Source organism: Subdoligranulum sp. DSM 23681 (assembly GCF_057005535.1).
In genome coordinates this window covers 1,635,158-1,656,576 of the sequence record NZ_CM168050.1, presented here as the reverse complement: position 1 = coordinate 1,656,576, position 21,419 = coordinate 1,635,158, and the positions used below count along the sequence as shown (strand labels likewise).

The following is a 21,419-nucleotide window of genomic DNA, read 5'->3' as shown; positions in this document are numbered from 1 at the left end:
GCCATGCGCATCCTGTTTGTGTTTGACAGTGTGGAAGCCCCCGCGGCCGCCAACCCCCGTCTGGGCCGGCGGCTGGCGGAGGCTTTGTCCGCTTTGGGCCATGAAGTGGAGCTCCTGGAACTGTGGGACGGCACCCACGCCCCGCCCGCCGTGACGGGCTGTGTGACCCACGACCTGCCCTTTGCCGACGAGGCCGCCATGAACCGGGCCCTGGAAAACGGCGCCGCCGGGGGCACCCCCGTGCCCCTGCGGCTGCTGCGTCTGGCCGCCCACCCGGCGGCGGTGGGGGCGGCGGTGCGCCAGTTTGCCCTGCACGCCCCCCGGCGGGTGACCGCCGCCCGCAAGGCCATGGAGGCGCTGCACCGGCAGCGGCCCTATGACGCCGTCTGCGCCGTGGCCGCCCCCTACCGGGCCGCCTTCGCGTTGGAAGGGGCCGCTCTGCCCGGGGCCCGGAAGCTTTTGTGGCAGATGGACCCCTACGCCGCCAACGAGAGCTACCATGCCCCCGGCGGCTACGACCGGGAGCGGGCGCTGCTGCAGGCCCTGGACCACACCTACATCACCGCCCAGGCCGCCCCGGACTATGCCCCGGGCGGGCCGCTGGAACCCTGCGCGGGCAGGGTGTCGGAGCTGGGTTTTCCCAGCCTGGTGCCCCTGCCCCGGGAGGCCCCGGACCCCACTTTGTGTGCCTTCTGCGGCACCCTTTACCCCGGGCTGCGCACCCCGGACGCCCTGCTGCAGCTGTTCCCCCGGCTGGACAGCCGCCTGACCCTGGTCATGGCCGGGGGCGGATGGGAGGCCTTCGCCCCCCAGCGGGCCCAAGCCCAGGCCGCCCTGGGGGACCGGCTGAAGATCCTGGGTCCTGTGCCCCACCAGCAGGCCGCCGCCCTGGAACGGCGGGCGGGGGTGCTCATCAGCATCGGCAACACGGCGTCCAACCAGCTGCCCAGCAAACTCTTTGAGGTGTTTGCGGCGGGCAAGCCGGTGCTGCATCTGGCGGCGGGGCCCCGGGACGCGGCCCTGCCCTATCTGGCCCGGTGGCCCCTGGCCTTTGTGTGGCGGGAGGCGGCCGACACCCCCGCCCTGGGCCGCTGGCTGGCGGAAAACGCCGGACGCACCCTGCCTTTTGAAACGGCGGAAGCCTGTTTTCCCGAATACACCCCCGCCTGTGTGGCACGGCAGTTCTTGCAGCACGCCGCACCGGCCGCGAAAGGAGAGTCCCTATGAAGGTACTGTGGCTGGTGAGCATCACCATCCCGGCGGCGGCCGAAGCCTGCGGCCTGCGGGCCGGGGAGGTCAGCGGCGGCTGGCTGACCGGGCAGCTGCATGCCCTGACCAACCGGCCGGACGCCCCCTTCCTCACCGTCTGCAGCGTGGACAGCCGCGCCAAGACCGCCCTGACCGGGGGCAAGGGCGGGGTGCGGTACCGCATCCTGCCCGACGGGGAGCGGGATACCTTTGCCATGCTGCTGCGGGCGGAAAAGCCCGACCTGGTCCACATCTGGGGCACCGAGTACCCCGCCGCCGCGGCCATGCACCAGGCGGCCCTGGGGCTGGGCATCCCGGCCCTGGTGGGCATCCAGGGGGTCATGCGGGACTGCGCGGCCCATCTGTGCGACGGCGTGCCCGCCCGGTATCTCCATTCCGGGCCGGTGCAGAAGCTCATCGACCGGGCGGTGCCGGGGGAGCTGCTGGACAAGATGCAGGTCCGGTTCGACGGGCTGGCCCGGGCGGAGGCCGACCTTTTGCGGCAGGCCCGGTATGTGACCGGCCGCACCGGGTTTGACCGGGCTGCCATGGCCGACCTGGCTCCGGATGCCCGGTACTTTGCCTGCAACGAGACCCTGCGCCCCGCCTTTTACACCGAGCCCCTGTGGCAGCCCCGGACCTTCGGCACCGCGCCGGTGCTGCTTCTGACCCAGGGCAACTACCCCCTGAAAAACCTGCACACCCTGCTGCTGGCCCTGCCCGCGCTGCTCAGGCGCTGGCCCGGGCTGGTGCTGCGGGTGGCGGGATGGGGCCCCCTGGACAAGGGGGCGCTGCTGCGCCCGGTCATCGAGGCCATGTTCCCCTACCAGACCTGGTGCGCACGGCTCATCAAGGAAAACGGCCTGCAGCACCATGTACAGTACACCGGCCCCCTGCAGGAGGCGGAAATGCGGCAGGCCTATCTGGATGCCGATGTCTTTGTGCTGCCCTCCTACTGTGAGAACAGCCCCAACAGCCTGGGCGAAGCCATGCTCCTGGGGCTGCCCTGCGCCGCCGCCCGGGCCGGGGGCATCCCCAGCATGATGAGCGAGGAGGAAGGGATGCTGTACGGCCCGCCGGGGGACGCCCAGAACCTTTCCAACGCCCTGGCCGCCCTGCTTTCGGACCCCGGCCGGGCCGCCGCCCTGGGGCAGGCCGCCCGCCGCCGCGCCCTGGCCACCCATGACCCCGCCGCCAACGCCGGGACCCTGCTGGCCATCTACCGGACCATCACCGGGGAGGAAAGCCTATGAGCCTGCCGCCCATCACCGTCATCATCCCCTGCTACCGCTGCGCGGCCACCCTGCGCCGTGCGGTGGACAGCGTGCTGGACGGCGCGCCGCAAAACCTGCAGCTGCTGCTGGTGGATGACGGCAGCCCCGATGCCACCCCCGCCCTGTGCGACGCCCTGGCCGGGGAGGACCGGCGCATCACCGCCCTGCACCGGGAAAACGGCGGGGCTTCCGCCGCCCGGAACACCGGGCTGGAGGCCGCTGCCGGGGAATGGATCCTGTTTGTGGACGCGGACGACCAGCTGCTGCCCGGGCTGTGGCAGGCGCTGCCGCCCGCCCTGGCCGCCCGGCCCGCCCTGGTGCTGTTCGGCATGGAGCGGGCCAGCGGCCCCGCCCCCTGCCCTCTGGCGCCGGGGGTGTATGAACGCCTGAAAGACACCGGCCCCGCCCTGGACCCCCTGCTGTTTGAGAGCGGGTATCTGGCCGCCCCCTATTCCAAGGTGTTTTCCGCCGCGGCCCTGGGCCCTTTGCGGTTCGACGAGACCCTGGCGGTGAACGAGGACGTGCTGTTCAACCTGGAATTTTCCCTTTTTTCACAAATTCGCCCTGCCATTTATGCGCTGCCGGGTGTATACTATAGACAAAATGACCTGGAAGAAGGCAGTCTGTCCCGCCGGCTGCGGGGGGACCTGCTGGACGCGGAGGCGCGCACCCGCCCGGTGCTGGAACGCCTGCTGCGGGCGGAAGGCCTGCCGGAAAAGACCGTGGCGGACTTCTGCCGCAAAAGCCGGGTGCGGGCGGCCCTGAACCAGTACGGCCTGCTCACCGGGCGGGACGGTGCCCTGCCTTATTCCCGGCGGCGGGCCCTGTTTGCCCGCATCCTGTCCGACACCGACGCCCGCGCCGCCCTGCGGCAGTCCCTGGCCGCCGACGACCACCCCCTGCTGGCCCTGCCTTACCGGGTGGGCACAGCCCTGAACCTGCCCGGGCTGCTGGCCGGATACACCGCCGTAAAAAACCGGATTTTGTACCGCGCCCCCTGAAAAAACCGGTCCGGCCCCGCCCATGCGTTGCAAACAAAGGCAAAAACTGTTAAAATTTAGGACGAGAGGAGCCCGCCCCATGCCACAACCGACGATCAGCATCGTCACCACCGTCTATAATGCCCGGGAGTACCTGCCCCGCACGGTGCAGAGCATCCTGGCCCAGACCTTCACCGACTTTGAACTGCTGCTGGTGGAGGACGGCAGCCCCAACGGCTGCGGCGAACTGTGCGACGAGCTGGCCAGGACCGACCCCCGCATCCGGGTGTTCCACAAACCCAACGGCGGCCCCGCCTCGGCGGCCAATGTGGGCCTGGACAACGCCCGGGGCGCCTACATCGGTTTTGTGGATTCGGACGATCTCATCGAGCCGGACATGTACGAACGGCTGTACAACGCCATCCAGGAATCCGGGGTGCGCATCGCGGCCTGCACCGGCGACGCCATCGACGAACAGGGCGCCACCATCCCCGGACGGATGGTGGCCAAGCGGGAACACGGCGTCTGCGACGCCATGGACCTGCTGCTGGAGACCTTCCAGACCGGCAGCTTCTACGGCCCCCTGAGCTGGAACAAGCTTTTTGACATCCGCACCTTCCGGGACAAGGGGGTGCGCTACGATGAAAGCATGTTCTTCGGGGATGACGCCAGCGTGCTCCATCTGGTATTCGAGGGGGAGCGGGCTGTCTGCCTGCCCGACGTGCTCTACCATTACCGCACCCGCACCGGGCAGCTGACCGGCGCCGCCTTCCCGCCCCGCAAGCTGGACGACCTGCGCATGTACTGGGACTGGCTGCTGTACTTTGCCCAGCGCCCCGGGTCCACCGAGCTGTACCGCTGGGCGGTGGCCTGGTACTGGAAGGTGTTCTATACCTTCTACTGTCTGGCGGGCGCCGCCGGCAACCGGAAGGAACTGCGGGAGGGCTTCGGCTTCCATCTGAAGCACCTGCGGGCGGTTTTGCCGGATATCCTGCGCTGCCCCCACGTTTCCCTGTTTGAAAAGGTGCGGGCGCTGCTGTTCTGTTTTTCTCCGGAGCTGGCTTACGGGCTGGCCCGGATCTGGGGCCGCGCGGCCGGTCCGGCCGAAGGAAGGCTGTAAAATTTGCGGAATCGAGAACGAGGTATCACCATGGAACATATCGCGGTCAGTGTCATTGTACCGATCTATAACACCAAACCCTATCTGGAAGAGTGCATCCAGAGCATCCTGGATCAGGGCAAGACCTTTGCGCATCCCTTTGAGGTCATTCTGGTGGATGACGGCTCCACCGACGGCTGCGGCGAAGTGTGCGATGCCTTTGCCGCCAGGGATGCCCGGGTCCGGGTCATCCACCAGGAGAACCAGGGGCTTTCGGCCGCCCGCAACACCGGCATTGACGCCGCCCGGGGCCGCTATTACGCCTTTGTGGATTCGGACGACATCCTGCGCGCCGAATACCTGAAAAAACTCTACGAGGCCTGTGAGACCCACGACGCCTACATGGCCATCTGCGCGGTGGAGGACGTGGCCGAAAACGGCGACAGCCTGGACCCGCCCGCCTACACCGATCCCACCGCCACCGGCGTGTTTGTGGGCAAGGAACTGCTGAACAACTTCTATTCTCCCAACGGCACCTACTACACCGTGGCCTGGAACAAACTCTACCGCGCCGAGGTGTGGAAGCTCCTGCATTATCCCGAAGGACGCCTGCATGAGGACGACTTCGTGGCCCACCGGTTGTTCTGGCGGTGCGACCGGGTGGTCTGCCTGCAGGATCACCTGTACTGCTACCGCCTGCGGGGAGGCAGCATCTGCCGCACCGACCTGAAGCCCGAAGCCTTTGACGCGGTGGACGGTCTGGCCGACCGGTACCGCTTCTTTGTGGAGAACGGGGCCAACCGCACCGTCATCGACTGTGCCTACGCCGCCTGCTGGCGCCGGTATCTGTTCCTGTGCGCCAAGGTCAAGCAGAACCCCACCCCCAAACTGGTGAAAGCCATTTCCAAGGAACAGTTCCTGATGCAGGGGCTCATCAGCTACCTGCCCAACTGCAAGCAGCTCAAGATGACCGAAAAACTGTCCGCTGCCCGCTGGTCCATGATGCCGGCGGAAAGCCTGTGCCCGCTGAAGAAGTGAGTCTGATGGTCGAGACCAAGGAAAAAACAAGGTTCACCGTTCCCCTGCTGCCTTCGGGGCGCAATACGCCCCATGCCCCCCGCATCCTGCTGGTGCCGCCGCCGGAACTGCCGGTGCCCGCCGTGCAGGGCGGCGCGGTGGAGACCCTGGTGACCCATCTCATCCGGGAAAACGAGCGCCGGGGCAAGCTGGACCTGCTGTGTGCCAGCATTCCCCACCCGGACGCCGCCGCCCAGGCCAAGGAATACCGCCACACCAAGATGCTCTATGTGGCCCGCCCCAAGGGGGCCCGCCGGTACTGGCCCCTGGTGTTCATCGAGCGGTGTTTCGGCATTGCCGCCCCCTATGACCCCTGGTACCAGAAAGTCCAGCTTTCCCTGGCGCTGGAACTGCCGCCCCCCGACCTGATCGTGGCCGAAGGGGGCACCCTGACCCAGTGCAGCGCCATCAGCCGGATGTTCGGACGGCAGAAATGTCTGGCCCATCTCCACGGGCAGACTTCCTGCAGCCATACCATGGACGAGATCTACGGCGGGGTGCTGGCCCTGAGCGAATTCATCCGGGACGATTATCTGAAAACCAGCACGCTGGACCGCAGCCGTGCGTATATCTTACACAACTGCATCGATCTGCAGCGCTTCACCCCCGGTGCGCCGGACGAAGCCCTGCGTGCTTCGCTGGGGTTTGACCCCGGCGATTTTGTGGTGCTGTTTTGCGGGCGTCTGGAGCCGGACAAGGGCATCCACAAACTGCTGGAAGCCATGACCGCCCTGGAAGACCCCCGCATCAAGCTGCTCATTGTGGGCAGTCCCTTTTTCGGCCGGACCCAGTCCAGCCCCTTCCTGCGCCGCCTGGAACAGCAGGCCAATGCGCTGGGGGGCCGGGTCCGGTTCACCGGCTATGTGCCCAACGAGCGCCTGACCGAATACTACCGGCTGGCGGACCTGGTGTGCGTGCCCACCCTGGTGGAGGAAGCCGCAGGACTGGTGGCCATGGAGGCCATGGCCTGCGGGCGGCCGGTGCTGGCCACCCGCAGCGGCGGCATGCCCGAATACCTGGAAGGCAGTCAGGCCGTGCTGGTGGACCGGGGCCCCGAACTGGCCGGACAGCTGAGCTGGGCCATCCGGATGCTGTATGAGCACCCGGAACTGCGGGCCCAGATGGGAGAGGCCGGGGCCAGAGCCGCCCGCCGGTTCTCCCCGGAACATTTTTACGATACCTTCGTACAGATCGTGTACGATTTTCTGGGCCTGGGGCCCGTTCCCCAAGAGGGAGAAGGAGGAAGTGTATGCAGCGAACCGCCGTCTGTGTGATCGTGCCGGTTTGGAACGCCGAAAAAACCCTGCCCCGCTGTGTGGACAGCATTCTTGCCCAGCAGGTGGAGGGAGGCGTGAGCTGCATTCTGGTGGATGACGGCGGAAGCGACGGCAGCGGCGCCCTGTGCGACCGGTACGCCGCCGGGGATGACCGGGTAACGGTCATCCATCAGCCCGGAAACGGCGTCAGCGCCGCCCGCAATGCGGGGCTGGCAGCCGCCCGGGCGGACTTCATCGCCTTTCTGGACGCGGACGACGCCCTGCGCCCGGGGGCGCTGCAGGCGGCTTTGACCGTGCAGCGTCAGGCCCCCGGCGCCTTTGTCCTGTGGCACTACACCACCGACGAGGGCTGTACCGCTCCGGTGGGCCCCCACGCCGTCACCGCCCAGCAGACCGCCCTGGCACGGCTGTATCTGGACTGCCTCATCGCCATGCCCTGGAACAAACTGTACCGGGCAGAGCTGGCCCAGCGGCTGAAATTCAACAGAGAGTATACTCTTGGCGAAGATTTACAGTTCGTTTTGGATTACATCGACCTGCTGGGCCGGGAACAGCCCGGGTTCGTCTACCGGGTGATGGAGGACGCCCTGACCTTCTACGACTGCAGCCGGGAAGGGACCCTGTCCACCAAATACCACCCCGATTACTGTGAGATCTGGCCCCGGCATTTTGCCAAGCTGAACGACGCGGTAATGGCCGCCGGCGCCCCGGAGGAGGACCTGCTGCCCCTGTGGCGGGCGGAAGTCCGGGTGTTCGGGGAAGGGGTGGCGGATATCCTGCGCCGGGATCCCGGTCCCCGGCCGGCCCGCCGGGCCAAGGCCCGGGCCGCCCTGAAAAATCCCTGGCTGGCCGGACTGCTGGCCGACATGCGCCGGAAACGGTGCTACAGCCCCTACTACCTGCCCCTGCGCCGGCGCAGCCTGCTGCTGGTGACCCTGCTGGCCCGGTCTGCCCGCAGCGGTTCTCCCTTGTTCGGCAAGCTGGACTGGGGCGGCTACTACCTGCTGGGCGGCAGCTGGCACCGGGCGTGAACCGAAATTTCTTTACAAAAAAACTACGGCACATCGTTTCCTGCAGCCAAGTGCTGCACAAACGCGATGTGCCGTTTCTTTGTTTATTCAGTCCAGGGCGTCGAACCGCAGGGGGCCCACCACCGCTTGGGTGCCGGGGTCCAGGGTCAGGGTGAGCACCGTTCCGTTGCCCGCCGGGGCGTCCAGGGTGACCTGGGCATTTCCCGCCGGGACCGGCGCTTCGGCCAGCAGGGCGCCGTCGGTGCCCCACAGCTGCAGGCTGCCGATGGTGCCGGTGCCGGCGCTTTCGCAGGTCAGGGTGACGCGGGTGCCGGTGTACAGTTCCAGCCCGGGGGAGCGCAGTACCTCGCCCCCCGCCCCGTCGGTGTGCAGGCGGCGGTCGGCGTCTATGGTGCCGGTCCAGGTGTACCAGGAGGTATTGGGGTAGTCGATGGCCGCTTCCCCGTAGGGCAGGCCGGCGGGCTGGCCGTCCACCAGGGGGGCGCCGTCGGTGCGCAGCACCACAAAGTCGGCGGTCTCGCCGTAATAGGTCCAGTGGCCGGAGATGGAACCCTCCAGGCCGCCGTTCTCATAGGTCTCGTGGGAGCAGACGATGGCGGCGGGGCTCTGATAGGCCAGGGCGTCGGTGTCGGTGAGGCGGCCGTCCCAGGTGCCCAACATCCAGCCGCCCTCCCCCATATCCATGAGCATCATGTACCGCCGGGTGGGGTCCAGGGCACCGCAGACCTCGGCCACGCTGCTCTCCCCCGCAATGAGCACATCCTGCACATCCATGGAACTGATGACCCCGCACAGTTCCCGCTCCCGGGCGTTCACCCCGAAGGTGCCGTCCGCCTGCCAGATGCTGCCCACGGCACCGGTGTCCACCGCCAGCACCAGGGCCGCCATGCCCAGGGTGCCCGCGGCCATCCCCGCCCGCCGCAGCCGCACCGGCCGCCGCACCAGGGTGGGCGCCGCAAAGGCCGCCAGCACCAGCAGGGGCACCGCCCCCATGAGGTGGTAGCGGTATTCAAAATAGGGGTCGCCGTAACGGGTGTCGGTGAGCAGCAGTACCCCCAGGTTCCACCAGAAGATGGCAAGCAGGTATTTTCCCGGGGCCAGTTCCCGGGGCAGGGTGCCGGTCAATGCCTTGCCGGTACACCACAGGCCCAGGGCCAGCACGCCCCCGGCCAGTCCGGTCCGCAGCAGGCAGGAGATGCCCGCCGCGCTGAACACCGGGGTGGCCGCGTCGGGCACCGCCCCGAAGAGGCGGAAAAAGCCGATGAAGCAGTTGGCGGCGTTGTCCCGCAGGGTGTCCAGGGAGTTCAGGTTCATGGAGGCGGCGGTGGTCTTTATGCCCAGGGCCTTCTGCAGCCCCAGCCCCAGCAGGGTGGCGGCCACGCTGCCCCCCAGGCAGGCAAGGCGGTAGGGGTCGGCCTGCTGTCTGTGCTTGAGCCAGCCGAAGCACCACAGCGCCAGCACCGGGGCCAGACCGCAGGCCGCCACATAGATGCCGCTGGAAAAGGCGGTGAGGCAGCACCCGGCCAGACAGACGGCCAGCAGCCCCCAGTCCCGCCGCCGGGGACGGGGCGGGGCCAGCAGCAGGGCGGTGAGCAGCAGGGGCAGCATGACCTTGAAGGCGTACTGGGAGGCGTTGAGGAAGAGCATGTTCCAGTAGCCGGTCATGTAGAATTCATAGGGCAGCAGCACCGCCAGCACCGCCAGGGCGCTCCGGCGCGGCCCGCCTCCCAGCCGGCGGACCAGAAAGGCCAGCAGGGCCGCCCACCCCGCCAGCAGAACCCCGTTGCCGCACCAGAAGGCCAGCACGGGGTTGTGTGTCAGCCCGTAGAAGGGCAGGGCCAGCAGGGTGGTGCAGTCCAGCTCCATGGTGGTGATGTACCGCCAGTCCGGTACCACCAGGGAACCGGATTCCCAGATGGCCATCATATGGGTGTAGACCTTGGCGGCATCGTTATCAATGACCGCGCCCCCGGCCCGCAGGGCCACCGCGCACAGAAACACCAGCTGGGCGGCCGCCGCCAGCCACCAGAATCCGGCCCACAGCCGGTTTGCCTTTGTTTGCATTGCCATTTCCTTTCCCTGCGCCCGTGGGCGATATCTGGTCTTATTTTAGCACAGGGGACGGTTTTTGACAAACCGCCGGGATGGGGGGTATAATCAGGGAAAACTATGGATACGGTGGGATTTTTTTCGTCGGAAAGGGAGGTTGCCGCCATGGCCCGCATCTACACTTCGGTCGATCAGCTGATCGGCCACACCCCGCTGCTGGAACTGACCCGTCTGGAGGCCGACCTGGGGCTGAACGCCCGGGTGCTGGCCAAGCTGGAATATCTGAACCCCGCCGGGTCGGTGAAGGACCGGGTGGCCAAGAGCATGCTGGACGACGCCGAGGCCAAGGGCATCCTGAAGCCGGATTCGGTGATCATCGAGCCCACCTCCGGCAACACCGGCATCGGGCTGTGCAGCGTGGCGGCCGCCCGGGGATACCGGGTCATCATCGTCATGCCCGAGACCATGAGCGCCGAGCGCCGTGCCCTGATGAAGGCCTACGGCGCCGAGCTGGTGCTCACCGAGGGCGCCAAAGGGATGGCGGGGGCCATTGCCAAAGCGGACGAGCTGGCCAAAGAGCTGCCCAACGCCATGGTGGCGGGGCAGTTTGTGAACCCGGCCAACCCGGCGGCCCACATCGCCACCACCGGCCCCGAGATCTGGGAGGACACCGACGGCGCCGTGGACCTGTTTGTGGCGGGGGTGGGCACCGGCGGCACCATCACCGGCGTGGGCCGTTACCTGAAAGAGAAAAAGCCCGGTGTGCGCATCGTGGCGGTGGAGCCCGCCGACAGCGCGGTGCTCTCCGGCGGCAAGGCCGGCCCCCACGCCCTGCAGGGCATCGGCGCCGGGTTTGTGCCCGAAGTGCTAGACACCCGCATCTATGACGAGGTCATGACCGCCACCACCGAGGACTCCTTTGCCGCCGCCCGGATGCTGGCCAAGCGGGAAGGGGTGCTGGCGGGCATCTCCTCCGGCACGGCGCTGTGGGCGGCCATCGAGCAGGCCAAGCGCCCGGAGAACGCGGGCAAGACCATCGTGGTGCTGCTGCCCGACACCGGCGACCGGTACCTGTCCACCGCCCTGTTCACCGAAGAATAAACGCAACAACAAACAGCCTCTCTCCCAAACGGGAGAGGGGCTGTTTTTCTGTATGCTTACAGAGCGGGGATGTCGGCGGCGGCGGTGGTGCCGAAGATGGCCTTTTCCTCCCAGTCCGTGCTGCTGCCGCCCTTGGGCACCAGGGTCAGGTCGTACCAGTCGATGGCAAATCCGGCGGCTTCCGCTGCGGCCTTGAGTCGGGAAAGGGTGGCGTCGTAATCTTCCTGGGTGGGGGTGCCGTCCCACAGCACCTGCACCACCACCCGGTCGGGCACCTTCTGGGTCACCGCCTTGTCAAAGGGCGCATCCAGGGGGAAGAGGTCCACGTACCCGGTCACATCCCGCACGTTGTCCGGGTCCCAGCACAGATCCAGCTCCACATCCATGTTTTGGCTGTCGCCATAGGCCATTCCGGGCAGCCAGCCGTTGAAGGCCGGGTTCAGTTCCAGGTCGGGCAGGGCTTGGTGCAAAGCGGCGCTGAGTTCCTCGGCGCCCTCCTTGCCCTGGCGCACCAGGGTCCAGTTGCGGCCCTCCACCTCCCGCTCTTCCTCCCCCTGCCGGAAGAACCAGAAGGAGGTATCCACCAGAAAGGTGGTGTCGGGGCTTTGCTCGCTCTGCACCCGGGCGTAGTAGCGGAACCACTGTCCGCCGCCGCTTTCCAGGATGGTGAAGGTCTGGCCCGGGTAGGCTTTTTCGGCGTAGGCCAGGGCCCCGTTGTCCGCCAGACGGCGGCTGATGGGGTCGCCGGTGATGCCGTCCACCAACAGCAGCAGCCCCACCACAATGAGGGCCCCCGCCACCCCGGCCAGAATGCGCAGAGGGTTCTTTTTCCCGGTTTTCATGGTTTATTTCTCCTTTCCGGTCTTGCCGAAGGCGTATTTGAAGAGAGAAGCGGCCAGCGCCCCGATGACGCAGAACGCAAAGGGCCAGAGCGCCCCCACGGCGGAGCTGAACACAGCCCTCTGCCAGTTGGTGTAGTAGGGCAGTTCGGCGGCCAGGGTCCAGACGAACCAGACCACCGCCGCCAGCACCGGCACCAGCCGCCAGAGGAAATCGTCGAACCAGCAGATGACCCCGCACACCAGGGGGAAGCAGAGCAGGGCCAGGGTGCTGTGGGGGCTGAAGACCACCAGCATGCTGCCCCCCAGCCCCAGGACCAGAAAGCCCAGCAGCCACAGGGTCAGTTTGTTCTGCACCCGGCGCAGCACCCGGCGCTCGTCGGGAACGGGCAGGGCGGGTGTGGCCGGCGTTTCGGTATCTTGCGGGCAAAGTCCGGGAAATTCCGCCCGGCAGGCTTCGCACCGGGCCAGGTGTTCTTTGACCAGGGCGGCGCTGTCGGCGCTGGCCACCCCGTCGGCCACCAGAGGTGCCAGGTCCCGGCACACATCGCAGGAAATGCCGCTTTGCCGCGGCGTGGTATGTTCAGTCATTCCAGAGCCCCTCCTTCTGTAAGGTGGATTTGAGCCAGGTCCGGGTGCGGTGTTCCATGACCCGGGCGCTGTTTTCGGTGATCTTGAGCCGGTCGGCGATCTCGGCGTAGGCGTACCCCTGCGCCCGCAGCATCACCACTTCCGACGCGGGCGGGCCTTTTTCCGCCAGCAGCTGCCGCACCCGGTCCAGCTTGCGGCGGGCGTCGGCATTTTCGGCCAGACGGTCGTCCACATACAGGCCCAGCATGTCGTCATATTCCAGGGTGGGGCGGCTGCGGCGCAGGTCCTCCAGCCAGATGTTGCGGGCCAGCCCGAAGAGCCATGCCTTGATGCTGCCCTCCCCCCGGTAGGCGGGCAGGCAGCGCAGCGCCCGCAGAAAGGTATCGGCCAGCAGGTCCTCGGCCCGGTGGGGGTCCCGGCACAGATGCAGCAGGTACCGGTACAGCGGGGTCTTGTATGTGTTGTACAGGGTTTCCAGTTCCGGTATGGCCATGCCCACCCTCCTTTCTCCTGGTTTTTTCGAGCGCTCTTGTCATACAGTGACCGGCTGGGGGGATTTTGTTACAGGGGGAAAAAGATTTTTTGCGGACGTGAGATGGGCTCCCCTGTGCAAGGAGAAGTATCCGGCAGGGTTGTTGCTGAACCAGTCGCGCTCTCCCATATTTACAACCAACCCGCTGGCCGTGCCATTAAAATCCATTCCTTGCGCAGGTCCCCCAGGACCTGCGTAGGCCGTCGTAAGGTGGCCGCACCGGGTCCAGGGTGAAACCCTGGTCGGCGTCCACCGCATCGAAACGGTGGGACTTTTCGCTTCCTTTTGGTCACAAAAGGAAGGACACCCCGGCAGACTGCCGTCTGCCAAGAAGCAACGCCTCCCTCCGCCGCTGTGCGGCACCGCCCCTTGCACCGGGGAGGCTTTTGGGGCCGTCCCGGTTCTGCGCTTTCCACCCGCCGCATACCCTGTTTCTGCGCGGATTTTCCCGCCCGGAAGGGCCGCTCGCCGCGTCCACGCACAAAGGACAGCCGTTTCCGGCCAAAATCCGCTGTTTTTCACACCCACATGACCGCACAAATCCCGGATTTTTCAAAAATATCGTATTTTCGTGATTTTATAAAACACCCGTTTCCCAATTGTGAAAGTTTTGTGATTATATACAAGAGAATTTGCGAAAATTGTGTGAAAACAGCGAATGAAAATCCGTTGCAAAATCTGGACTTTTGGCGTATACTAAAGACAACAAGCCGTGACCCGAAACACGGCATATGAAGGAGGTTTCCGTGATGAAAATGAAGAAGCTGTTCGCCGCCCTGCTGGCCATTGCCATGTTCAGCGTGATGGCCATGCCTGCGTTCGCCGACGCCAACAGCGACTATCTGGCAGCCGTCAAGGCCTATCAGAACCAGATCGCCGCCCGGGAGGAAGCATACGCAGCCGCCGTCAAGTCCTACCAGACCCAGTCCGCCGCCAAGGCGAAAGCCGAAGGCGAAGCCATCATCGCCGCCGGCAAGGCTGCCCATCAGCAGCAGCTGGCCGCCAACGACGCCATCATGGCAGCCGCCAACGCCGCTCATCAGGAGCAGCTGAACAAGAACGCCGCCTACATGGCCGCCATTAAAGACTACCAGGCCCAGAACGCCGCCAAGGAAGCCGCGTACATCGCCGCCGTGAAGGCATACCAGGCCCAGGCCGCCGCCAAGGCAAAGGCTGAGGGTGAAGCCATCATCGCCGCCGGCAAGGCTGCCCACCAGCAGCAGCTGGCCGCCAACGCCGCCGTGCAGTCCGCTGCCAACGCCGCCAAGGCCCAGCAGCTGAGCGAGAACGCTGCCTATGAGGCCGCCATCGCCGCTTACCAGGCGCAGATCGCCGCCCGGGAAGCCGCTTACCTGAAGGCTCTCGGCCTGTGAGTACGGAGTCCCTGACCGTATCTCTTTTCTGAATCAACCTACCTGCCCCGCGGTCCCTGCCGCGGGGTTTTCTTATTTCACCCGTGACCTTTCCGGGAGAGGCAAACAACAGCCTCCCGGTGTCCCCGCCCTGCCGCGGGGTTTTCTTATTTCACCCGTGACCTTCCGGGAGAGGCAAACAACAGTCTCCCGCTCTCCCCGCCCTGCCGCGGGGTTTTCTTATTTCACCCGTGACCTTCCGGGAGAGGCAAACAACAGTCTCCCGCTCCACCCCGCCCTGCCGCGGGGTTTTCGCTTGTCAGCCCGTGACCTTCCGGCCCAGTATACCACAGCAGGGCCCGGGGGGCCTATCCCCCACACGCAAAAACGCCGTCCCGCGGCAGAAAGCAGCGCGGGACGGCGTTTTTTTATTTCCGTTGCAGGCGGGGGATCAGACAAAGTCCTCCCGCATGGGGGTGAAGATGTCCAGCAGGATGCCCGGTTCCAGGCAGGTGCAGCCGTGCACGATGCCGTCCTGCTTGAGCAGGGTGTCACCGGGGCCCACTTCCCGGGTGGTGTCCCCGATGGTGAACCGGAACCGTCCGGACACCACATAGGTGATCTGGGTGTGGGGATGGCTGTGCATGGCCCCCACCGCCCCCTGGGCAAAGGTGTTCTCCACGCACATCACGTCCTTGCTGTACGCCAGCACCCGGCGCACCACACCCTCGCCGGCAGGTTCGGGCAGGGTCTCGGCATGGGGGACCCAGATTTCGTTCATATGCTGTTTTTCCATGGTGTATCGTCCTTTTTTTACGCAAACATTCTCAGGCGCGGTCGGCGGGGCACAGGCGGATCACGTTCCAGGAAGCCTTGTGCAGCACCGCCTGCAGGCAGGCACCGTCCATCACGCCGTCCTGGCGGGCGATGGGACGCACCTTCTCCCCGGCAGCGCTGTTTTCGGCCAGCAGGTCCTCGCTTTCCAGGCTCAGGAACTCCTTCACCCGGTAGCCTTCAAAGCCCCGCAGGGTGGCTTCCAGCGGGATATCCTTCTGCAGGTCACGGTTGGCCGCAAAGACGGTGAGCTCTCCGGAAGCTTCGTCGTGGACGGCCACCGCCACCACCGCGTCCACCGCCCCGTGGCCGGAAGTTTCCACCTTGGGGGAGCGCAGCAGCGGCTGCAGGGCGGTGCCCCGGCCGTACCGGGACGCCAGCAGGAAGGGATAGTAGATGGTCTGGCGCCAGACCGGACCGCCCTTGGCATCGGTCATGATGGGGGCAATGACATTGACCAGCTGGGCCAGACAGGCCATCTTGACCCGGTCGGCGTGGCGCAGCAGGGTGATGAGCATTTCGCCCACCAGCAGGGCATCCTCGAAGGTGTAGTGGTCTTCCAGCAGCGGCGGGGCCACCTTCCAGGGTTCGTCCCGCATCAGCTCGTCGTCCTTCTGGTTGGAGTGATACCACACATTCCACTCGTCAAAGCTCAGGTTGATCTGCTTGGTGCCCCGCTTTTTGGCCTGCACGAAGTCACAGGCCGCGGTCACGCTGCGGATGAAAGCGTCCATATCGTCGGAATAGGCCAGGAAGTCCTGGGTATCCCCCTTCTCGTTGCCGTAATACTGGTGCAGGGAGATGAAATCCACAAAGTTGTAGGTGTGTTCCAGGGTGGTGGCCTCCCACTGGGGGAAGGTGGGCATCTTGCCGTTGGAACTGCCGCAGGACACCAGCTGGATGGACGGGTCGATCTGCTTCATGGCCATGGCGGTCTCGGCAGCCAGACGGCCGTATTCCTCCATGGTCTTGTGGCCCACCTGCCAGGGGCCGTCCATCTCGTTGCCCAGGCACCAGTATTTGATGTTGTGGGGGTCCTTGTGGCCGTTTTTGATGCGCATATCGCTGTACTGTGCCCCGCCGGGATGGTTGCAGTATTCCAGCAGGTTGCAGGCATCCGCGATGCCCCGGGTGCCCAGGTTCACCGCCATCATCACCTGGGTGTCCGCCTTGCGGGCCCAGTCCACGAACTCATCCAGGCCGAAGCGGTTGGTCTCCAGGGTGCGCCAGGCCAGGTCCAGGCGGGCGGGACGCTGGTCCACGGGGCCCACGCTGTCCTCCCACCGGAAGTTGGAGACGAAGTTGCCGCCGGGATAGCGCACCACCGGCACGCCCAGCTCCCGCACCAGACGCAGCACGTCCTTGCGGAAGCCCTGCTCGTCGGCTTCGGGGTGGCCGGGGCAGTAGATGCCGTCGTACACGGCACGGCCCAGATGCTCAATGAAAGAGCCGAAGATGCGCTTGTCCACCGGGGCAATGACAAAATCCCGGTCTACCGTCATAATGGCATGTTGCTGTTCCATACAAAGTTCCTCCTGTTATGTATCTCCTGCGCGCCGGACAGGGTCCGGTCACGGGATGGGCGGTTGGGTGCCGGAATCGTCAAAGAAGCAGGCCGGCAGATGGATGGTGATGACATTGCGGAAATAGGGGATGGTCTCAAAGGTGATGTTCACATTGCTGTAGTAGCTGTGCAGGCGCTGGTAGACGTTGTTCAGCCCCACATGCTGCTCCTTGGAACCTGCCGGACTCTTGGTGTACATGATCTGGCGGGCCCGCTCCACGTCGATGCCGGCGCCGTTGTCAATGACCGAGATGCACAGCTCGGAGCCCTGCAGCGCGGCGCAGATCTCGATACGGGGGGCGATGGGCACCCCGCCGCCGCTGATGTTGAACCCGTGTTTGAGGGAGTTTTCCACCAGCGGCTGAAGGATGCTCTTGAGGATCATCCGGGGGCGCAGTTCATCCGGCACGTTGATCACCATGCCGATGGACTTGCTGAACCGGCAGCTCATGATGTCCACATAGGCGGTGACCTGTTCCAGCTCGCTTTCGATGGTGTGCTGGTTGTTGCCGGCGGACAGGCTGATGCGGATGTAATCGCCCAGGTTGGTGATCATCTCGGAGGCGGTGTCCGGGCGGTCGTTGTACACCTCCATGTTGATGAATTCCAGAGTGTTGTACAGGAAATGGGGGTTGATCTGCTCGGTGAGCATCTGCATTTCGGCGTTGTACCGTTCCCGCTCCTCGTGCTTGATGGCCTTGAACTGCCGCTGCATGATGTGGTACATGGAGTTGAGGGCGGATTCCAGCTGTCCCAGCTCGTCCTTGGTGGTCAGGCGGGTCTTGCCGTCGTAGGTGCGCTGTTCGATCTGCCGCACGGTGAACATCAGGCTGCGCAGCGGCCGGGTGACCAGCACCGAGATGAGCACGCAGACGGCGGTGATGATGCCGATGCAGGTCACGGCCAAAATCTGCAGCAGGTTCATGATGTCGTCGGTGCCGGCGGAGAAGGCGCTTTCATCCACCGTATTCACCAGGTACAGCCCGCTGTACTTCACCGGTTCCACATACACATGAGCCGGGTGATCTCCTGCTCATCCGCCGCGGCATTCTTGCGGTGGGAAAGCACCTCCTGGCATTGCTGCAGCAGCACGGTGCGGAACTCCTCCACGTTCAGCGGCTTGAGAAAGTAGGTCTTGACCCCGTAGCGGATGGCCTTCTGGGCATAGGAAAACTCCCCGTACCCGCTGAGGATCAAGAAGCGGGTGGGCAGTTCCATCTCCCGGCTGCGGCGGATGACTTCCAGCCCGTCCACATCCGGCATATTGATGTCCACGATGGCGATGTCCGGCCGGAACCGGCGCAGGTCCTCCAGGGCCTGCTGCCCGGTGCCCACGCAGCTGACCACCAGTGCCTGGTCCAGCATGCGGGTGACGATGGCCTTGAGCCCGGAGCGGATCGCCTGCTCATCATCGGCAATCAAAACGGTGACTTTCTGATTCAATGAGAATCCTCCTATCAATTTCTGCCGCCGGCCCCCGTCCCATGGCAGAAAAAGCGCCGCGGCGCGGGGGCAGCCAGGGGTTGCGGTCCGCCTGGACGGGATGCACTTTTGATGCCTTGTCCGGGTCGCCGCCCCGCGCCTGACGCCGCAGCGGCGGCCCGGGCCCGCGGAGCGCCCCGGCCGGTATTTTTACGATAGCACACCACCCTGAAAAAAGCAATAAGCCGAAGAGCCGTTGTTTTCTAGCATCGTGTACAAATTTCAACTGCTGCGTTTGTCCGTTTTAGTGGGTATGACGGCGTGCCCGCCACCCTGGACGAGCTGGTGGAAGCCTGCAAGGCGGTCACCGCCCAGGGCAACGGCAGCGTCTACGGCGTGGGCTTCACCTCCTCCAGCCCGCTGAGCCGCTGGATCGAGGGCGTGGCCGAAATGAGCGGCGCCACCCATATGGGCTATGACTACGTCAACGGCGTCTTCGACTTCTCCAGCTGGAAGCCGGTCATCGAATCCGCCGCCAAGCTGTACGCCGACGGCTCCGTGCTGCCCGGTTCCGAGACCCAGGGCGTGGACAACAGCCGCGCACTGTTCGCCCAGGGCGCCTTCGCCGTGTGGGGCAACGCTTCCCAGGAAGCGGGCGTCTTCACCGACCAGTTCCCCGTGGCCTTTGACTGGGGCGTTGCCGAACTGCCCACCATGGACGGCACCGTCAAGGGCGAGCTGAGCTGCACCCCCAACTTCGGCTTCACCATGCTGACCAGCTGCGAGAACAAGGACGCAGCCTGGGAGGTCATCAAGTACTTCTCCAGCGAGGACTTCATGAAGGGCTACCTGGAAGGCGGCTATCTGGGCCGGTTTGAGGCCACCGCCGACCAGCTCTTCACCGACTACATCCGCCCCCAGGAGACCGGCTCCCACGCCGCCTGCCGGGAAGCCGCCGTCACCGGCCCCGCCGGCGGGGTGGCCATCACCGGCCGGCCGGAATTCAGCCTGCAGGTGCTGCCCTATACCCTGGAGGACCTGTGCGCCGCCCGCCACAGCGACGAGCTGACCCGGGCCGATGTGACCGAAGTGCACATCGACTACCGCCAGCACGGCATCGGGTCGGAGAGCTGCTGCACCACCCTGCCCCTGTGCTACCGGTTCGAGGAAAAGAACTTCCCATTTGCATTCCGACTGAAGATCGTATAAAAAAGAGGGAACCGGACGTTCCCTCGGGAGGCATCCGATCATGTCCTATTCTGTTCTGCCGGATGGATTCATCCGCCACTATCTGTACACCGGCCGCAAGGAAAGCGAATTTTCCTGCGATGTGCAAGAGACCAACCAGCTGCGCAGCGAAAAGAAGATGCGCGAGCTGGCCGCCCGCCATTGTTTCCGGGGGATCCTGGCCGCGCCCATGGGCCGGGTGTACCGGGGCATCATCGCCCCCTGGGAGGAGAGCATGCAGGCCATGCTGAACTGGCTGTTCCCTGCCGCCCCCTACGCCACCTGCCCCAGCCTGAGTTTCTGGGCCACCACCCGCTACACCCCGCCCGCCGACCTGGAAGAGATCGCGGCCGGCACCGGGGCCTTCCACTACACCACCAGCAACGCCCGCATTGACGGGTACAAGACCGGCGACTATCTGCTGACCAGCGTACAGTCCCCCCGCCGGGACGGGGTACAGCGGGTGTGGCAGCCGGAAGAGCGGGAGGAGATGCGGGACCACTTCATCTATGTGAAATCCCTGAACGAGCATTTCCACGGCACCACCCAGTTCCAGCTCGGGGAGTACGGCTACCAGCAGCACATGTGGTACGCCGCCCTGAGCGACGATCTGGTGGTGTTTGCCAACCACCCCGGCCACACCTGCGAGGATATGAGCGAGGTGCGCCCCGGATACTGGTACGGCAACGGGGCCATGGCCCCGGCCTGCGCCTATCTGGTGGTGTGCGGCAGCACGGCGGAAAGCGGCAGCTTCGACGCCTTCTGCCAGAGCTGTCTGGACCGCCCCGTGGCCTTTGACAGCCACACCGCCACCCTTCACTGTGCCGAGTTCGACCTGCCCTTCACGGCGGGCAGCAACGGCACCCAGATTCTGGACTGAGCTGCCCCGGGCGGGAAACAAGCCCGACATGCCTCCCGGACCCCCTTTCCGCCCGGTTTTCCGGGTCCCGGCGCTCCTCGGCGCCCTGCGCCGCCTGCCCCGTCCGGGGAGATCCGCAGTATCTGCGGCGGACGATGTGCAGAGCGTCCGGACCTTTCCCGGCGCCGGTCCCCGGCAGCAAAAAACCGCCGCCCCTGATGGGGCGGCGGTTTTTCTTGTCTTTTGTTGGGGTTGGGCAGGGGTTCAGCCGCTGTAACTGGCCAGGAACCGGCGGGTGCGCTCCTCCCGGGGATGGTCGATGACCTGGTGGGCGGGGCCTTCCTCCACCACCACGCCGCTGTCCATGAAGAGGATGCGGTCGGCCACGTCCCGGGCAAAGTGCATCTCGTGGGTGACGATGATCATGGTGGTTTTCTGGTCAGCCAGTTCCCGCAGCACCCGCAGCACCTCACCGGTGAGTTCCGGGTCCAGGGCGCTGGTGGGCTCGTCAAAGCAGAGGATGTCCGGGTGCAGGGCCAGGGCCCGGGCGATGGCCACCCGCTGCTGCTGCCCGCCGGAAAGCTGGTGGGGGTAATGCCCCGCCCGGTCGGACAGGCCCATCTGGTCCAGCAGGGCGCAGGCGTTGGCTTCCAGCTCGGCCAGGATGGCCTTGCGGTTGGCCTTGTAGTCCGGGCGCTCCCTGGCCAGCAGCTGCCCCGCCAGCATCACGTTCTGCAGCGCCGTGTACTGGGGAAACAGGTTGAAGTTCTGGAACACCAGACCGAAGTGCAGCCGCTTTTTGCGGATCTCGGCTTCGCTCTGGGTGTGGGGGTCTGCGGCGTCCCACAGGGTCTCGCCGCCCACCTTGATGGAACCGGTGTCCGCCGTTTCCAGAAAATTCAGGCAGCGCAGCAGGGTGGTCTTGCCGGAGCCGGACGACCCGATGATGGCCAGGGTCTCCCCCTGGTCCAGCTGCAGGGAGATGTCCCGCAGCACGGCGGTGCTGCCGAAACTTTTGCCGATACCGGTCACTTCCAACAATGCCATAGGGTTCGGCCTCCTT

Annotated in this window: 20 protein-coding genes; 11 read left to right on the top strand and 9 right to left on the bottom strand. The window is 65.7% G+C overall.

Annotated features, from left to right (window positions below; genetic code table 11):
• Positions 1-3 precede the first annotated feature (3 nt).
• The 7 genes from AC127K_RS07630 (at position 4) to AC127K_RS07600 (ending at position 7,986) form a co-directional block, all read left to right on the top strand.
• Positions 4-1,227, top strand: a complete 1,224-nt coding sequence (locus AC127K_RS07630; protein WP_483720094.1) for a glycosyltransferase — start codon at positions 4-6, stop codon at positions 1,225-1,227.
• Positions 1,224-2,501, top strand: coding sequence for a glycosyltransferase family 4 protein (locus tag AC127K_RS07625; protein WP_483720093.1), 1,278 nt, complete (start codon positions 1,224-1,226; stop codon positions 2,499-2,501). The genes AC127K_RS07630 and AC127K_RS07625 overlap by 4 nt, the downstream gene beginning before the upstream one ends.
• Positions 2,498-3,523, top strand: coding sequence for a glycosyltransferase family 2 protein (locus tag AC127K_RS07620; protein WP_483720092.1), 1,026 nt, complete (start codon positions 2,498-2,500; stop codon positions 3,521-3,523). The genes AC127K_RS07625 and AC127K_RS07620 overlap by 4 nt, the downstream gene beginning before the upstream one ends.
• A 79-nt stretch (positions 3,524-3,602) precedes the next feature.
• Positions 3,603-4,622 carry a glycosyltransferase family 2 protein gene (locus AC127K_RS07615; protein ID WP_483720091.1) on the top strand — a complete coding sequence of 340 codons (1,020 nt, stop codon included), beginning with the start codon at positions 3,603-3,605 and terminating at the stop codon, positions 4,620-4,622.
• 30 nt (positions 4,623-4,652) lie between these two features.
• A complete protein-coding gene (locus tag AC127K_RS07610) occupies positions 4,653-5,639 on the top strand; it encodes a glycosyltransferase family 2 protein (protein ID WP_294540541.1) in 987 nt (328 codons plus the stop codon).
• A gap of 5 nt (positions 5,640-5,644) precedes the next feature.
• Complete coding sequence (locus AC127K_RS07605) at positions 5,645-6,952, top strand: glycosyltransferase family 4 protein (RefSeq protein ID WP_483720090.1); 1,308 nt, start codon at positions 5,645-5,647, stop codon at positions 6,950-6,952.
• Positions 6,928-7,986, top strand: coding sequence for a glycosyltransferase family 2 protein (locus AC127K_RS07600; RefSeq protein ID WP_483720089.1), 1,059 nt, complete (start codon positions 6,928-6,930; stop codon positions 7,984-7,986). Before AC127K_RS07605 ends, AC127K_RS07600 begins: the two co-directional genes overlap by 25 nt.
• Before the next feature lie 87 nt (positions 7,987-8,073).
• Here AC127K_RS07600 and AC127K_RS07595 read toward each other — a convergent pair whose 3' ends face one another.
• On the bottom strand, positions 8,074-10,050 hold the full coding sequence (locus AC127K_RS07595; protein ID WP_483720088.1) for a hypothetical protein: 1,977 nt from the start codon (positions 10,048-10,050) through the stop codon (positions 8,074-8,076).
• Between the two features lie 150 nt (positions 10,051-10,200).
• Here AC127K_RS07595 and cysK point away from each other — a divergent pair, with 150 nt between their 5' ends.
• Positions 10,201-11,136, top strand: coding sequence for a cysteine synthase A (cysK, locus tag AC127K_RS07590; RefSeq protein ID WP_294540533.1), 936 nt, complete (start codon positions 10,201-10,203; stop codon positions 11,134-11,136).
• A 56-nt stretch (positions 11,137-11,192) separates the two neighbouring features.
• Here the strand turns inward: cysK and AC127K_RS07585 are convergent, their stop codons facing one another.
• The 3 genes from AC127K_RS07585 to AC127K_RS07575 are packed head-to-tail and all read right to left on the bottom strand — an operon-like array spanning position 11,193 to position 13,059.
• The gene (locus tag AC127K_RS07585) at positions 11,193-11,978 is read right to left on the bottom strand and encodes a hypothetical protein (RefSeq protein ID WP_483720087.1); all 786 of its coding nucleotides are present in this window, start codon (positions 11,976-11,978) and stop codon (positions 11,193-11,195) included.
• A gap of 3 nt (positions 11,979-11,981) precedes the next feature.
• Complete coding sequence (locus AC127K_RS07580; protein WP_483720086.1) at positions 11,982-12,566, bottom strand: zf-HC2 domain-containing protein; 585 nt, start codon at positions 12,564-12,566, stop codon at positions 11,982-11,984.
• A complete protein-coding gene (locus AC127K_RS07575) occupies positions 12,559-13,059 on the bottom strand; it encodes an RNA polymerase sigma factor (RefSeq protein ID WP_483720085.1) in 501 nt (166 codons plus the stop codon). The genes AC127K_RS07580 and AC127K_RS07575 overlap by 8 nt, the downstream gene beginning before the upstream one ends.
• A gap of 788 nt (positions 13,060-13,847) precedes the next feature.
• Between AC127K_RS07575 and AC127K_RS07570 the strand changes: the two genes are divergently transcribed.
• Positions 13,848-14,471: a hypothetical protein gene (locus AC127K_RS07570; protein ID WP_483720084.1), complete on the top strand. Its 624-nt coding sequence runs from the start codon at positions 13,848-13,850 to the stop codon at positions 14,469-14,471.
• A 430-nt stretch (positions 14,472-14,901) separates the two neighbouring features.
• Here the strand turns inward: AC127K_RS07570 and AC127K_RS07565 are convergent, their stop codons facing one another.
• From AC127K_RS07565 to AC127K_RS07550, 4 genes are read right to left on the bottom strand one after another with little or no spacing between them, the layout of a single operon-like run.
• Positions 14,902-15,246, bottom strand: coding sequence for a cupin domain-containing protein (locus AC127K_RS07565; protein WP_483720083.1), 345 nt, complete (start codon positions 15,244-15,246; stop codon positions 14,902-14,904).
• Between the two features lie 31 nt (positions 15,247-15,277).
• Positions 15,278-16,807 carry an arabinosylfuranosidase ArfA gene (arfA, locus tag AC127K_RS07560; RefSeq protein ID WP_483720082.1) on the bottom strand — a complete coding sequence of 510 codons (1,530 nt, stop codon included), beginning with the start codon at positions 16,805-16,807 and terminating at the stop codon, positions 15,278-15,280.
• A gap of 48 nt (positions 16,808-16,855) precedes the next feature.
• Complete coding sequence (locus AC127K_RS07555) at positions 16,856-17,860, bottom strand: sensor histidine kinase (RefSeq protein ID WP_483720081.1); 1,005 nt, start codon at positions 17,858-17,860, stop codon at positions 16,856-16,858.
• Entirely contained in the window at positions 17,842-18,291 is a 450-nt protein-coding gene (locus AC127K_RS07550; protein WP_483720080.1) for a response regulator, read from the bottom strand. Before AC127K_RS07550 ends, AC127K_RS07555 begins: the two co-directional genes overlap by 19 nt.
• A 258-nt stretch (positions 18,292-18,549) precedes the next feature.
• On the opposite strand from AC127K_RS07550, the gene AC127K_RS07545 reads away from it, so the two are divergent.
• Positions 18,550-19,479: an extracellular solute-binding protein gene (locus tag AC127K_RS07545; protein ID WP_483722180.1), complete on the top strand. Its 930-nt coding sequence runs from the start codon at positions 18,550-18,552 to the stop codon at positions 19,477-19,479.
• Positions 19,480-19,519: 40 nt separating this feature from the next.
• The gene (locus tag AC127K_RS07540; RefSeq protein WP_483720079.1) at positions 19,520-20,377 is read left to right on the top strand and encodes a hypothetical protein; all 858 of its coding nucleotides are present in this window, start codon (positions 19,520-19,522) and stop codon (positions 20,375-20,377) included.
• A gap of 243 nt (positions 20,378-20,620) precedes the next feature.
• Here the strand turns inward: AC127K_RS07540 and AC127K_RS07535 are convergent, their stop codons facing one another.
• Complete coding sequence (locus tag AC127K_RS07535; RefSeq protein WP_294542507.1) at positions 20,621-21,403, bottom strand: amino acid ABC transporter ATP-binding protein; 783 nt, start codon at positions 21,401-21,403, stop codon at positions 20,621-20,623.
• Between the last annotated feature and the right edge of the window lie 16 nt (positions 21,404-21,419).

Bases quoted from the DNA above. Each gene is read 5' to 3' on its own strand.
- AC127K_RS07605 (WP_483720090.1), top strand. From the start codon at position 5,645: ATGGTCGAGACCAAGGAAAAAACAAGGTTCACCGTTCCCCTGCTGCCT.
- AC127K_RS07570 (WP_483720084.1), top strand. From the start codon at position 13,848: ATGAAAATGAAGAAGCTGTTCGCCGCCCTGCTGGCCATTGCCATGTTC.
- AC127K_RS07585 (WP_483720087.1), bottom strand. From the start codon at position 11,978: ATGAAAACCGGGAAAAAGAACCCTCTGCGCATTCTGGCCGGGGTGGCG.
- cysK (WP_294540533.1), top strand. From the start codon at position 10,201: ATGGCCCGCATCTACACTTCGGTCGATCAGCTGATCGGCCACACCCCG.
- AC127K_RS07620 (WP_483720092.1), top strand. From the start codon at position 2,498: ATGAGCCTGCCGCCCATCACCGTCATCATCCCCTGCTACCGCTGCGCG.
- AC127K_RS07540 (WP_483720079.1), top strand. From the start codon at position 19,520: ATGTCCTATTCTGTTCTGCCGGATGGATTCATCCGCCACTATCTGTAC.
- AC127K_RS07600 (WP_483720089.1), top strand. From the start codon at position 6,928: ATGCAGCGAACCGCCGTCTGTGTGATCGTGCCGGTTTGGAACGCCGAA.
- AC127K_RS07565 (WP_483720083.1), bottom strand. From the start codon at position 15,246: ATGGAAAAACAGCATATGAACGAAATCTGGGTCCCCCATGCCGAGACC.
- AC127K_RS07575 (WP_483720085.1), bottom strand. From the start codon at position 13,059: ATGGCCATACCGGAACTGGAAACCCTGTACAACACATACAAGACCCCG.
- AC127K_RS07610 (WP_294540541.1), top strand. From the start codon at position 4,653: ATGGAACATATCGCGGTCAGTGTCATTGTACCGATCTATAACACCAAA.
- AC127K_RS07580 (WP_483720086.1), bottom strand. From the start codon at position 12,566: ATGACTGAACATACCACGCCGCGGCAAAGCGGCATTTCCTGCGATGTG.
- AC127K_RS07535 (WP_294542507.1), bottom strand. From the start codon at position 21,403: ATGGCATTGTTGGAAGTGACCGGTATCGGCAAAAGTTTCGGCAGCACC.
- AC127K_RS07595 (WP_483720088.1), bottom strand. From the start codon at position 10,050: ATGCAAACAAAGGCAAACCGGCTGTGGGCCGGATTCTGGTGGCTGGCG.
- AC127K_RS07615 (WP_483720091.1), top strand. From the start codon at position 3,603: ATGCCACAACCGACGATCAGCATCGTCACCACCGTCTATAATGCCCGG.
- AC127K_RS07625 (WP_483720093.1), top strand. From the start codon at position 1,224: ATGAAGGTACTGTGGCTGGTGAGCATCACCATCCCGGCGGCGGCCGAA.
- arfA (WP_483720082.1), bottom strand. From the start codon at position 16,807: ATGGAACAGCAACATGCCATTATGACGGTAGACCGGGATTTTGTCATT.
- AC127K_RS07630 (WP_483720094.1), top strand. From the start codon at position 4: ATGCGCATCCTGTTTGTGTTTGACAGTGTGGAAGCCCCCGCGGCCGCC.